At 72.9% G+C, this 13,159-nt stretch carries 9 protein-coding genes; 4 read left to right on the plus strand and 5 right to left on the minus strand.

Features of this window, described 5'->3' with window-relative positions; genetic code table 11:
- Positions 1-256 precede the first annotated feature (256 nt).
- Positions 257-928, plus strand: a complete 672-nt coding sequence (locus ACIPXB_RS23235) for a DUF4291 domain-containing protein (protein WP_401453071.1) — start codon at positions 257-259, stop codon at positions 926-928.
- 252 nt (positions 929-1,180) lie between these two features.
- Here ACIPXB_RS23235 and ACIPXB_RS23240 read toward each other — a convergent pair whose 3' ends face one another.
- Together ACIPXB_RS23240 and ACIPXB_RS23245 are read right to left on the minus strand one after the other, a co-directional pair.
- Positions 1,181-1,594: a PaaI family thioesterase gene (locus tag ACIPXB_RS23240; protein WP_401452859.1), complete on the minus strand. Its 414-nt coding sequence runs from the start codon at positions 1,592-1,594 to the stop codon at positions 1,181-1,183.
- A 72-nt stretch (positions 1,595-1,666) separates the two neighbouring features.
- Positions 1,667-3,682 carry an FAD-dependent oxidoreductase gene (locus ACIPXB_RS23245; protein ID WP_401452861.1) on the minus strand — a complete coding sequence of 672 codons (2,016 nt, stop codon included), beginning with the start codon at positions 3,680-3,682 and terminating at the stop codon, positions 1,667-1,669.
- A 255-nt stretch (positions 3,683-3,937) separates the two neighbouring features.
- On the opposite strand from ACIPXB_RS23245, the gene ACIPXB_RS23250 reads away from it, so the two are divergent.
- The 3 genes from ACIPXB_RS23250 to ACIPXB_RS23260 are packed head-to-tail and all read left to right on the plus strand — an operon-like array spanning position 3,938 to position 8,247.
- Positions 3,938-4,687, plus strand: a complete 750-nt coding sequence (locus tag ACIPXB_RS23250) for an SAVMC3_10250 family protein (protein ID WP_401452863.1) — start codon at positions 3,938-3,940, stop codon at positions 4,685-4,687.
- Positions 4,674-6,848: an AIPR family protein gene (locus tag ACIPXB_RS23255; RefSeq protein ID WP_401452865.1), complete on the plus strand. Its 2,175-nt coding sequence runs from the start codon at positions 4,674-4,676 to the stop codon at positions 6,846-6,848. The genes ACIPXB_RS23250 and ACIPXB_RS23255 overlap by 14 nt, the downstream gene beginning before the upstream one ends.
- Positions 6,838-8,247, plus strand: coding sequence for a protein kinase (locus ACIPXB_RS23260; protein WP_401452867.1), 1,410 nt, complete (start codon positions 6,838-6,840; stop codon positions 8,245-8,247). Before ACIPXB_RS23255 ends, ACIPXB_RS23260 begins: the two co-directional genes overlap by 11 nt.
- Positions 8,248-8,261: 14 nt before the next feature.
- Here the strand turns inward: ACIPXB_RS23260 and ACIPXB_RS23265 are convergent, their stop codons facing one another.
- The 3 genes from ACIPXB_RS23265 to ACIPXB_RS23275 all read right to left on the minus strand — a co-directional run bounded on the left by ACIPXB_RS23265 (position 8,262) and on the right by ACIPXB_RS23275 (position 13,151).
- Positions 8,262-11,354 (minus strand): alpha-mannosidase, encoded by a 3,093-nt coding sequence (locus ACIPXB_RS23265; RefSeq protein WP_401452869.1) that lies wholly within the window; start codon positions 11,352-11,354, stop codon positions 8,262-8,264.
- Between the two features lie 103 nt (positions 11,355-11,457).
- On the minus strand, positions 11,458-12,228 hold the full coding sequence (locus tag ACIPXB_RS23270; RefSeq protein WP_401453073.1) for a carbohydrate ABC transporter permease: 771 nt from the start codon (positions 12,226-12,228) through the stop codon (positions 11,458-11,460).
- Positions 12,229-12,278: 50 nt separating this feature from the next.
- Positions 12,279-13,151, minus strand: a complete 873-nt coding sequence (locus tag ACIPXB_RS23275) for a carbohydrate ABC transporter permease (RefSeq protein ID WP_401452871.1) — start codon at positions 13,149-13,151, stop codon at positions 12,279-12,281.
- Positions 13,152-13,159: the final 8 nt, after the last annotated feature.

Genomic DNA, 13,159 nt, shown 5'->3' on the forward strand with positions numbered 1-13,159 from the left:
GCCGGGTGCTCCTGCACCTGCGGGTGGCAAGGGACGTTAGTGGCGGTTGTGGTACCCGGATCGAAGGACCATCACGAACGGACAAACATCCGGGCGAGGCCCCGAAACGCTGCTACGGTGCGCCCGGCCGCCGCGCCCGGTGCCCGTCGCCGGGCCGTAATCCGTTCGAGGCCGGCGCGCGTTCTTGCGAGACTCCGTACAGGAGTCCGGGCCGGAAGAAGAGCCGGGGCCCGGCCCGGAGGACAAGTACGTGACGATGAACCAGATCGCGACGGCGGCGGACGCGGGCCGGCCACGGCGCGAGGTCCGCGCCCGGTACGACGACGAGACCATCACCGTGTACCAGGCGTACGCCGCGCGGATCGCCGTACCGGCCCTGGCCGCGGGGACCTTCGTGGATCCCTTCAAGCGCGCCCGTATGACGTGGATCAAGCCGTCGTTCCTGTGGATGATGTACCGCGCCGGGTGGGGCCGAAAGCCCGACCAGGAGCGGATCCTCGCCATCGACATCACGCGCCGCGGCTTCGAGGAGGCGCTGTCTCAGGCGGTCCTGAGCCACTTCGACCGGTCGCGGTACGCGACGCGGGAGGAGTGGAGCGCGGCCGTACGCTCCAGCCCGGTCCGCGTCCAGTGGGACCCCGAGCGGGACCTGTCGTTGAACCCGCTGCCGTACCGCGCGATCCAGATCGGGCTGTCGGGGACGGCCGTCGACCGGTACGTGGAGGACTGGATCACCGGGATCCGGGACGTGACGACGACCGCGCACGAGATCCACGCGGCGGTCCGCTCCGGAGACCTGTCCACGGCGGCGTCCCTGCTCCCCCGCGAACGGCCCTACCCACTGCCCGCGCCGCTCGCCCAACAGGTCGCCGAACCGGTCGCCGAACCCATCGCCGAACAGGTAACCGATCAGGTCGCCGGTCCTTAGCGCTCCGTCAGGCCCGGGATGCCGATGGCCCGTTCGCGCATCTCCACCTTGCGGATCTTGCCGGTGACCGTCATCGGGAACTCGCGGGCCCACCCGGCCGACGGTGGACCCCCGGCGGGGTTGCGACGGCCCCACCATGATCCTCGTCCGGCGGACCGGCCACTCCCCCCCCCCGGACGGAGGAGGGCCGCAGCCGAGGAAGTCCGTCGCGCGCGGCCCGCACGCCCCCGCGGCCCCGCGGCCCCGCGAGGCTCAGCCCAGCAGGGCGTACACGGTGGAGGCCTTCGCGGCCGGGGCCTCGTCGCCCTCAGCCGTCAGGGTGACGTCCGCGAAGGCCATGCGGCGCCCGAGTTTGGTGACGGTCACCTCGATCAGGACGTCCGAGCCGGTCACCGGCCGCTGGAAGCTCGTGGACTGCTGGACCGTGGTCATCGGGCCGTACGCGCCGCGGGCCGCCGAGATGGCGATCACCGTGGCGGTGTCGGCGGCCGCCATCATCGCCTGCCCGGACAGGCCGCCGCCGTCCCGGGCGAGCGTGTCGGACCAGGGCAGGCGCAGCACGGCGTGGCGTTCGCCGGTCTCCTGGACGGTCAGGCCCAGGGCCAGGACCCACGGGGCGAAGTTGTCGGCGAGGATCTTGTCGGCGTCTGCGGGAGTCAGCGTCACACGCGCGATTGTGACCCCCGGACAGGCCGCCGACAACACCGCCGACAACACCCCGGCGCCCGGCTCCCTCGCTCAGAGCGTCGCGGCGAGTTCGGTGCCCTGGCGGATCGCCCGCTTCGCGTCCAGTTCCGCGGCCACGTCCGCGCCGCCGATCAGGTGGGCCTCGACGCCGGCGGCGCGCAACGCGTCGTACAGGTCGCGGCGCGGCTCCTGGCCGGTGCAGAGCACGACCGTGTCGGCAGGGATCAGCCGCTGCTCGCCGTCGACGGTGATGTGCAGGCCCTCGTCGTCGATGCGGTCGTACGTCGCGCCGGCGACGCTGACCACGCCGCGGTGCTTGAGCTCGGCGCGGTGGATCCAGCCGGTGGTGACGCCGAGGCCGGCGCCGACCTTGGTGGTCTTGCGCTGGAGCAGGTGGACCTGGCGGGGCGGCGCCGGGCGCTCGGGGGCCGCCAGCCCGCCGGGGCCGGCGTAGGAGGTGTCGACGCCCCAGTGACGGAAGTAGACCTCCGGGTCCTGGGCGGCGCCCTCACCGCTGTCGGTGAGGTACTCGGCGACGTCGAAGCCGATGCCGCCGGCGCCGAGGACCGCGACGCGCTCGCCGACGGGGGCGCCGTCGCGCAGGACGTCGAGGTAGCTGACCACCCGCTCGTGGCCGACGCCGTCGATGTCCGGGATGCGCGGGGTGACGCCGGTGGCGACGACGACCTCGTCGTAGCCGGCGAGGGCGGCGACGTCGGCGCGGGTGTTCAGGCGGACCTCGATGCCGCACTCCTCCAGGCGGCTGCCGAAGTAGCGGATGGTCTCGTCGAACTCCTCCTTGCCCGGGATGCGGCGCGCGATGTCGAGCTGGCCGCCGATGTGCCCGGCGGCCTCGAACACGGTGACGGTGTGGCCGCGTTCGGCGGCCGAGACCGCGCAGGCCAGGCCGGCGGGGCCGGCGCCGACGACGGCGACGGTCTTCTTCAGCCGGGTGGGGGCGAGGACGAGCTCGGTCTCGTGGCAGGCCCGCGGGTTGACCAGGCAGGAGGTGATCCGGCCGCTGAAGGTGTGGTCGAGGCAGGCCTGGTTGCAGCCGATGCAGGTGTTGATGGACCCGGGGCGGCCGGCCTGCGCCTTGGCGACGAAGTCGGCGTCGGCGAGGAAGGGGCGGGCCATCGACACCAGGTCCGCGCGGCCCTCGGCGAGCACCTGCTCGGCGGTCTCGGGGGTGTTGATGCGGTTGCTGGTGACGAGCGGTACGGAGACCGCGCCCATCAGCCGCTGGGTGACCCAGGTGTAGGCGCCGCGCGGGACGGAGGTGGCGATGGTGGGGATACGGGCCTCGTGCCAGCCGATGCCCGTGTTGATGATGGTCGCGCCGGCCGCTTCGATCTCCTTGGCGAGGTGGACGACCTCGTCGAGGGTGGAGCCGCCCGGGACCAGGTCCAGCATGGAGAGCCGGTAGATCAGGATGAAGTCCTCGCCGACGGCCTCGCGGGTGCGGCGGACGATCTCCAGCGGGAACCGGACCCGGTTCTCGTAGCTGCCGCCCCAGCGGTCCTCGCGCCGGTTGGTGGCGGCGGCGATGAACTCGTTGATCAGGTAGCCCTCGGAGCCCATGATCTCGACACCGTCGTAGCCGGCGAGCCGGGCCAGGCGGGCGGCGCGGACGAAGTCCTCGACGGTCTCCTCGACCTCGTCGTCGGTCAGCGCGTGCGGGACGAAGGGACTGATGGGGGCCTGGAGGGCGCTGGGGGCGACGAGGTCCTTGTGGTAGGCGTACCGGCCGAAGTGCAGGATCTGCATGGCGATCTTGCCGCCGGCGGCGTGCACGGCGTCGGTGATCAGCCGGTGCTCCTCGGCCTCCGCCTCGGTGGTGAGCCGGGAGCCGCCCTCGAGGGGACGGCCCCGGTCGTTGGGGGCGATACCGCCGGTGACGATGAGCCCGACCCCGCCGCGCGCCCGCTCGGCGTAGAAGGCGGCGAGCCGCTCGAAGCCGCGCTCGTGCTCCTCCAGCCCGGTGTGCATCGACCCCATGATCACGCGGTTGGGCAGGGTGGTGAAGCCGAGGTCCAGGGGGCTCAGCAGGTGCGGGTACTGGCTCATGGGGGCTCCTCGTCACACAGGTGGGGTCCCCCCTGTTGTAGCGAGCGCGGACCCCTTTTGCAACTAAGTGCATAATCGAGTGGGAGGCCCTGCGGCCCCTTCCCGCACCGCCACCGGCCCGACGCGCCCGCCCTGTGACACACCTCATGCGCTCACCTCCCCCCGCCCGCGGCCGGGCTTCGCGATCTTCCCCCGCCCGGGCCGCACCCGGTGGCAGGATGGGCGGCGGAGCGAAGTCCGAGCCGGGGGGCCACGTTGCGCGAGTTCATCTATGTGTCGGACGCCAAGCTCAGCCAGTTCGTGCCACAGGGGGCCCGTGCACCCCGGGCGAGGGCCCTGCGGCTGACCACCCCCGTCGGCGGCGTCGACCTCGACGCCCCCGCCCCGGACGGGGAGCAGTCCCGGCTGCGGCAGCTGGACCGCGTGGACAAGCACCTGGAGAAGTCCGCCCGCTGGTTCGAGGAACCGGGGCTGCGGGCCGGGCAGTGGGTGCAGTTCGAGGTGCTGCTGCGCTGCGTCGCCCTCAACGGCCCCTACCGGCACATGGTGCTGTTCGCCGACCCCGCCCCGGGCGAGGAGCCGGACCACGCCGGCGACTGCCGGCTGCTGATGCACGGCTCGGCCCACCACCTCCTCGGGCGGTTACCCGTACCGATCGACGGGCCGCTGCTGGAGGACATCGAGGGCGGCGCCAGCCTCGGCACGACCTTCGTCACCCGGGCGGGCGAGGCCGTTCACGCCCTGGCACTGCAGCCCGGCGCCCGGGCCGACGAGACCGACCCGGCCGCGCCGTCGCCCGCGCACGGACACGCGGGGCCCGCCCTGCCGGGCGCGGGCGTCCGCGCCCTGCTGAACGCCCTCGATGCCGCGCCGGAGCTGGTCGGCACCGCCTCCTGGATGCGCGGCTACGCACGCGTGACCCGCAGTTTCGGTCCGGAGGCCACCGGAACCCGGTGCCTGGTGGCCACCCCGCTGACGGTGGAGTTCGTCCATGAAGCGCCCTGACGTGACGCGCCCCGATCACGACGCCCCCACCCCCGCCCCGTCCGGCACGGAGCCCGACCCGCGGGTGCGGTTCGTCCGTGACGCGCTGACCGAGGAGTTCGGCGGCCTCGTCGAGATGGGCGACGCGCCCGTGGACGGCCCGGACGCCCGCCAGATCCTCTTCCTCTCCCGCGCCCTCGCCGCGAAGGCCGTACGCCTCGTCACCGGATGCACGGCGGCCGAAGCCGCCGACAGCGTGATCGACGGCCGGGACGACCACGGCATCGACGCGGTGGCCTTCTCGCTCACGTCCCCGGACATCTGGCTGATCCAGTCCAAGTGGAGCAACGGCGGCAACGCCCGCCTGCGCACCCAGGACGTCCACAGGCTGGTCGCCGGGCTGCGGCACCTCGCCGAGCTCCAGTACGACCGCTTCAACCACCGCTTCCAGCGCCTGGCCGACCGGGTGGACGAGGTCCTGGCGTCCCCGCACTGCAGGATCCACCTGGTCGCCGCCGTCATGGGGGACGGGCACCTGTCCGCACAGGCGGAGTCCCAGCTGTACCGGGAGGTGGCGGACTTCAACTTCGTCGACGCCCGCGTGGTCGACGTACGGCTGCTCGGCATCGCCGATTTCCATTCGGCCGCCCGGTACGCATCGGCCCCCCGGCCCCTCTCCGTCACCGCGACCCTGAGCGACGGCTGGTACGCGACATCGCTCCCCTACCGCGCCTACGTGGGCACGGTGGCAGCCGACGAACTCGCCCTGTGGTACCAGCGGCACGGCGAACGGCTCTACGAGGGGAACCTGCGGCAGAGCCTGGGGCTGACCAAGGTCAACCAGGGCCTGGTGTCGAGCCTGACCAAGGACCCCCAGGACTTCTGGTACTTCAACAACGGCATCACCGTGCTGTGCGACGCGGTGCGGGTCGACTACTTCGCGCGCCGCGCCGAGGGTCAGCCCGCGCGTCTCGAACTGTCCGGCGCCCGTGTCGCGAACGGCGCGCAGACGCTCACCTCGGTCTTCCGGGCCTACGAGGAGGCGCCTGACGCGGCGGCCCAGGCCCGGGTGCTGCTGCGGGTCATCTGTGTCGAGGACGCACCCGGCGCGCTCGCCGCCCACATCACGCTGGCCACCAACACCCAGAACCACATGGAGGCTCGCGACTTCATCGCCCTGGACGACCAACAGGCACAGATCCGGGACGAGTTCGCCCGCGAACTCGGCAAGGAGTACGTCTACAAGCGCGGCGCGCTCGGCCCCGCGCCGGCGGCGGGCTGCTCAGTGGTCGAGGCGGCCACGGCCCTCGCCTGCGCCCACCCGGACAGCTCGCTCGTGGCCAGGCTGCACGGCGACAGCGAATTCCTGTGGCGGCGGGCCCCGGCAGGCGCGTACACCCAGCTCTTCTCGCCCGGACCGCCGGCCCGGCAGATCTGGCGTTCCGTCCTGCTGCTGCGCGCGGTCAGCCAGGCGATGCACGAGATGTCGGACAGCCTGCCGCCGCGAGCCCGGGCGGTATGCGACAGCGGGCGCCTGCTCGTGGCACACATCGTCTTCCAGACCGTGGGCCTGGACGGCATCGACGAGCCGGACGGCGACTGGGAGTCCCGGCTGGACTCGGCACTGGAGCGCAGCGGCCAGGTGCTCTCCCTGCTGATCGCTCTCGTGGACCGCCTCTACGGCCCCCACATCTTCCTGGCCAGCATGTTCACCGACGAGCTCAAGTGCCGTGAACTCACGCAGGCCGTCCTGCGCGCGCTCGCGTCACAGGCCGACGCGGTGGAACTCGCAGCAGGTGCGCCGCGCCGGCCCCGGCGGCCGAACAGCGTCAAGCTGCTGGTGGAGCACGGCCGGATCCCGGACGGGGCCCGGCTGGTGTACCGGCCCGCTACGGCGCCGGAGGAAGCGGAGGTCGGCACCTGGCTGAGTTCGGATCCCGCCCGGTTCCTCGCCACCTGGGTCAACGACGCCCGCCGCCCCCTGGTCTGGGAAGCGGACGGGAAGCGGTACTCGCCGTCCGGTCTGGTCGTGCACATCTGGGCGGAGGCCGGGTGGCGCACGGCGCCGGTGGCGGTGCAGGGGACCAGCCGCTGGATCCTGCCGGGCGAGGGCTCGCTCGACGAGCTCGCGCGCGCGGTCCTCGGCGACGGCCCGGCGGGTGACGGCACCGATGCTGCCTGACGCCCGGGTCGTGGACGACCGCTACGAACTGCGCACCCCGCTGGGCGAAGGGGCCATGGGCCAGGTCTGGCACGGCTACGACCGCGAGCTGGAGCGGGCCGTCGCGATCAAGGTCATCAATCCGTACCGGCTCGCGGCCGGTGACCGCGGTCGGCAGCTGGACGTGCTGACCGAACGGTTCCGGCGGGAGGCCCGGCTCATCGCCCGCTTCCCGCATCCCGGCATCCCGGTCCTCTACGACGCCAGGCTCGGCCGGGAGGCCGGCGCCCTGTACCTGGTCATGGAGCTGATCCTGGGCGAGGACCTCGACCAGGTCCTGCGGCGCCGTACGCGGCTGCCGGCGCACGAGGCGGTGTCCATCGGCGTCCAGATCTGCGACGTCCTCGACCACCTGCACGCCGAACCTGTGATCCACCGCGATCTGAAGCCCGCGAACATCATGCTCACCGGCCATGGCAGGGTGAAACTGCTCGACTTCGGTACGGCGGCGGTGTTCGGCACCGGCCACGCCCGGCTCACCACCGATGGACAGGTGCTGGGCACCGTGGGCTACATGGCACCGGAGCAGTTCGACTCCGACCTGCCCCTCACCCCCCGCAGCGATCTCTACGCACTGGGCTGTGTGCTGTACCACCTGCTGGCCGGCGAGCCGCCCTTCACCGGTCCTTCGGGCAACGTGATGTACGACCATCGCTTCCGGGCACCCGTTCCGCTGCGGAAGGTGTGCCCCGACGTCGCGCCGGATCTCGAGGCCCTCGTCCTGGAGACGCTGGCCAAACGGCCCGGCGACCGTCCGTCGTCCGCACGGACGGTGAACGAACGGCTGCGCCGGCTCGCCGCGGAGACCGGGCCGGGGGCGGCCGGATCCCCGCGGACCGCGCAGCCGGCTCCGCGGCCCGCCACCCCCGACCCCACCCCCGACCCCGCCTCCGCTCCCGCTCCCGCTCCCGCTCCCGCCGTAGCGTCCGCGCTGTCCGTCCAGGTCCGCCTGGTGCAGGCAGCCGCTCTCTTCGACGACGGCCGGTACGGCGCCGCCCTACCCGCCTACCGGGCCCTGGCCGAGGAACTGACGGCCGTGGAACCCCCGCAGCCGGACGCCGCGGCCGACTGCCGGGTGCGGGCCGCGTACTGCTGCCAACGCCTGGGCGACACGGACCGGGCGCTGCACGAGTTCCGGGCGCTGGCGGCGGAGCTGTCGGCCTCCCGTCCTCCCGAGGACCCCCTGCTGCTCACGGCCATGCGGCACGTCGGCCTGCTGCTCGCGGAAGCGGGTCAGCCCGGACCGGCCCTGGAGGCGCTGGCGAACGTCTATCCGACGCTCGTGGCCGTCCTCGGCAAGGACGCGGCGGAGACGGCGCAGGTGCGCGCCGCGCTCAACCGGATCCGGACCGGCGGCTGAAGCAGCGGCCGACGTCACACCCCAGGCCGGGCCAGGCGCAGGGTGAGGATCTGGAACGGGCGCAGGGTCAGGGGCACCCGGGTGGGCCGGGGTGACGTGTCGGTGGCGGTCGGGGGGCCGGCGGGCGGGAGCGGGCCCACCGCGGGGGGCGGGCCGGTGGGGGTGGGTTCCAGCGGGCGTTCCAGCAGGTCGCACTCGACCGCCGAGGTGACGGCGAAGCCCGGGGTCAGGGTCGCGCGGGCGCGGCCGCCGCGGGACTCGTACAGCCGGACGATCACGTCGCCGCCGCGGTCCTCGGCCAGTTTGACCGCCTCGACGACCACCGCGTCCTCGTCCACCGTGACCAGCGGCTCGACCGGTCCGGCGCCCCGGACGGTGCGCTCGGGCAGGTTCAGCCAGTGGCCCTCGCGGACCGCGTCGCCGATGTCCGCGCCCGGGGCCAGCGCGTACCGCAGCGTGTGCGTGCCCTGGTCGGTCTCCGGGTCGGGGTAGCGCGGGGCACGCAGCAGGGAGAGCCGGACCGTGGTGGTCTGGCCGCCGTCGGCGCGCATGTCGCGGGTGACGTCGTGGCCATACGTGGAGTCGTTGACCAGGGCGATCCCCCAGCCCGGCTCGGCCACCCGGATCCAGCGGTGGGCGCAGATCTCGAACTTGGCCGCCTCCCACGAGGTGTTGGTGTGCGTGGCCCGGTGGACGTGCCCGAACTGCGTCTCGGACGTGGAGCGTTCGGCCTTCACGTCCAGCGGGAAGGCGGCCTTGAGCAGCTTCTCGCTCTCGTGCCAGTCAACTTGCGTGACGATGTCGAGCGTCCGCGCGCCGGCCCGCAGGGTCAGGGACTGGACGGCCCTGGAGGCGCCGAAGGAGCGGGTGACGGTGACCGTGGCCGCCTCCGCGCCGGCCTCGGTGACCTCCATCGCGTCGAGGTCCACCAGGTCGGTGACGTTGTGGCGGTAGAAGGCGTCGATGTCCCAGGCGTCCCACATGTTGGGGAAGTCGGGGTGGATCTGGAGCAGGTTCGCGGCCGCGCCCGGCGCGACCGCCTCGCGGCCGGCCGCCAGGTCGTACGCGGAGACCACCAGCCCCCGGCCGTCGATCTCCACCAGCAGCCGGCCGTTGGCCAGCACGTGTCCGCCGCCGTGCCGCTCCTCCACCGTCACGGGCGTCGTCCCGGCACCGTCCCGGCGGGCCGCGCCCGCGCCGCCCGCCGGGACACCGCGCCGGGCGTGCGGGGCGCAGTTGAAGACCAGCTCGGTCCCGCCCTGCCCGGCGAGCGCGATCTGGGCGGCGAGGGTGATCGCGGTGAGCTCCTCGCGTACGGTCGCGTACGTCGCCCGCGCCTCGCGGTGCACCCAGGCGATGGACGAGCCGGGCAGGATGTCGTGGAACTGGTGCAGCAGCACCGTCTTCCAGATCCGCTCCAGGTCCTCGTACGGGTACGCGTACCCCGCCACCCGGACGGCCGCCGTCGCCGCCCACAGCTCCGCCTCCCGCAGCAGCGACTCGCTGCGCCGGTTGCCCTGCTTGGTCTTCGCCTGCGAGGTGTACGTGCCGCGGTGCAGCTCCAGGTAGAGCTCGCCGGCCCAGACCGGCGCGTCCGGGTACTCGGCCTGCGCCCGTGCGAAGAACGCCGACGGCCGTTCGATGTCCACCCGCGGCGAGCCCTCCAGGTCCCGCTGGCGCCGGGCCCGCGCCAGGTGTTCGCGGGTGGGGCCGCCACCGCCGTCGCCCCAGCCGAAGGGCGCCAGCGAGGACGAGGCCCGGCCCTTCTCGCGGTAGCCGCGGGCGGCGTGGGCGAGCTGGGCCCCGCCGAGGTCGCCGTTGTAGGTGTCGACGGGCGGGAAGTGGGTGAACACCCGGGTCCCGTCGATGCCCTCCCACCAGAAGGTGTGGTGGGGGAAGGCGTTCACCTGCGACCAGGAGATCTTCTGCGTCAGGAACCACCGGGACCCGGACAGCTTCACGATCTGCGGCATCGCGGCCGTGTAGCCGAAGGAGTCGGGCAGCCAGACCTCCTGCGTGTCGATGCCGAACTCGTCCCGGAAGAACTTCTTCCCGTACAGGAACTGCCGGGCCATCGCCTCGCCGCCGACCATGTTCGTGTCGGACTCCACCCACATCCCGCCGACCGGCACGAACTGCCCGTCGGCGACCTTCTTCTTGATCCGTTCGAAGAGCTCCGGCCGGTAGGTCTTCATCCAGTCCAGCTGCTGCGCCTGGGACATCGCGAAGACGAACTCGGGGTGCTCGTCCATCAGGGCGAGCACGTTCGACGTGGTCCGCGCCACCTTGCGGACCGTCTCGCGCAGCGGCCACAGCCACGCCGAGTCGATGTGCGCGTGGCCGACCGCGCTGATCCGGTGCGCGGAGCCGGCGGCGGGGGCGGCCAGCACCCCGGCGAGCCGCTCCCGGGCGGCGGCCGCGGTGCCCGGGACGTCGCCCAGGTCGAGCGCGTCCAGCGCCCGCTCGCTCGCGCGCAGGATCTCGTGGCGCCGGGCGTCCTCCACCGGCAGCTGCGTCATCAGCTCGTACAGCACCTCCAGGTCCTGGACGAGCTCCCAGACGCCGGTCTCGAACACGGCCAGGTCCATCCGGGCCAGCCGGTACAGCGGCTCCGTCCCGCTGGTGCGCCGGTCGCCCTCGTACGTCGGCCGGTGGTCGACCAGGACCGGGTTGGAGGCGGCCTCGACGTACCACTCGACGCGCTCGCCGCCCTCGGCCCGGTCGGCCACGCGCACCCAGGCGCTGTACGGGTTGAGGGCCTTGATCTCGCTGCCGTCGGCCCGGTGGACCAGGCCCTCGCACTGGAAGCCCGGCATCATCGCGTCGAAGCCGAGGTCGAGGACGGCCTCGACGGTGCGCCCCGCCCAGGCGGCGGGGACGGCGCCGGTGACCCGGAACCAGGTGGTGCCCCACGCCGGGCCCCAGGTCTCGCCGACCGCGCACGGCTCGTACGGCGCGGCCAGGCCCTCGGCCACGGGCACGGGTTCGCCCGGGACCTGCCAGCGCTCGACGGTCAGCGGGACGCGGGTCCCGTGGACGGCGGGCTTGATGCGCTCGGCCAGGACGCGGCGCAGGCGGTGCTCGGTGATGCTGCGGTCGTCATGCATGGCGGCTGCTCCAGGGAGGCGAGGAGTCCGGAGAGGGGCAGGTGGCAGTGCGGGTGGCGGGGCAGGGGAAGGGCAGGGGGCGGGGCAGGGGGGCTCGGGCGGCTCAGATCTTGACGGCTCCCTCCCCGACGCCCTTGAAGAAGAACCGCTGGAGGAGGAGGAAGAGCAGCATCATCGGCAGCAGCGCGGACATGGCGCCGGCCGCGATCAGCCGCTGGTCGTTGACGGTGGTCGCGCCCGCCAGGGTCTTCAGTCCGAGTTGCAGCGTGTAGTGGTCGCTGTCCGTCAGCACCAGCAGCGGCCACAGGAAGTCGTCCCAGGCGCCCATGAAGCTGGTGATGCATACGACGGCCAGCGCGCCCCTGGCTCCGGGCAGGAAGACCCGGGTGAACCGGGTCCACTCGTTCGCGCCGTCCAGCACGGCGGCCTCCTCGAGCTCCTTCGGCACGGCGAGGAAGGCCGCCCGCATGACCATGATGTTCAGGACGGACACCGCGCCGGGCAGCCACACGCCGATCAGGGTGTCGACCAGACCCATGTCGCGGACGGTCAGGAACATCGAGATCATGACGGACTCGAAGGGGAACATCAGGGTCGCCACGAGCACCGTGAACACGGCCCTGCGGCCCGGCCAGGCGGCGCGCGAGAGGGCGTAGCCGCCCATCGCCGCGAACACCAGGTTCGAGGTGACGGCGAGCGCGGCCACCGTGAGCGTGTTGCCGGCGTAGGTCAGCAGCGGGAAGGACTCCGCGACGCGGACGTAGTTGTCGAGGGTGGGGTGCGCCGGGAGGATCCCGTCGTAGACGTTCTCGCCGCGGCCGCGCAGGGAGGTCAGGAACTGCCATACGAGGGGGCCGAGCATGACGACCAGCATGAGCAGCAGAGTCAGGTAGCGGACGGCCGGTCCGATCCGGCGCCGGTGGCTCACGGCTCGTCCCCCTTCGACAGCCGGTGCCCCAGCAGGCTGAAGACCAGCGTGAGCAGGAACAGCAGCAGGGACAGGGCGGCGGCGTAACCGGTCTCGCCCGCGAAGCCGAGGCCGACCTGCCGGATGAGGAACGGCAGGGTACGGGCGCCGCCACCGGGGCCGCCGCTCTCGCCGCCGAGGATGTAGATCTCGGTGAAGACGCGCAGCGCGGAGATCGCCGACAGGGTGCCCACCAGCAGCATCATCGGCTTGACCTGGGGGACGGTGATGCTGAAGAAGCGGCGGACGGGCCCGGCGCCGTCCAGGGCGGCGGCCTCGTACAGGGAGACGGGGACGTTCCCGAGGGCCGCGAGGTAGAAGACCATGTAGTAGCCGAGGCCCTTCCACACGGTGACGATCATCGCGGAGAACAGCAGCATGGTGGAGTCGGTCAGGAAGGGAATCGGCTCCGAGACGATGCGCAGCCGCAGGAAGACGGTGTTGACCAGGCCGTCGCTGCGCAGCACCCACTGCCAGATCAGGCCGACGACGACGGCCGAGGCGATGACCGGGGTGTAGAAGGCGGACCGGAAGAGCCCGATGCCGGGGACCTTCGCCCGCACCAGGACGGCGAGGGCCAGCGGCAGCAGCACCAGTGCCGGGACCACGACCACCAGGTACAGCACGCTGTTGCCGGCGGCGGTCCAGAAGTCGGGGTCGGCCAGCGCCCGGCGGTAGTTCGCCAGTCCCACGAAGCCGCCGCCGCGCAGGATCTGCGCGTCGGTGAGGGAGAGGACGACGGTGTTGACGAACGGCCAGAGGCTGAACAGCGCCACGAGGCCCAGGCCGGGGGCGAGGAACAGGTAGGGGATCCACCATCTGCGGTGCACGAGACCGG

The sequence above is a fragment of the Streptomyces sp. NPDC090022 genome (genome assembly GCF_044748145.1).
Lineage (GTDB): Bacteria > Actinomycetota > Actinomycetes > Streptomycetales > Streptomycetaceae > Streptomyces.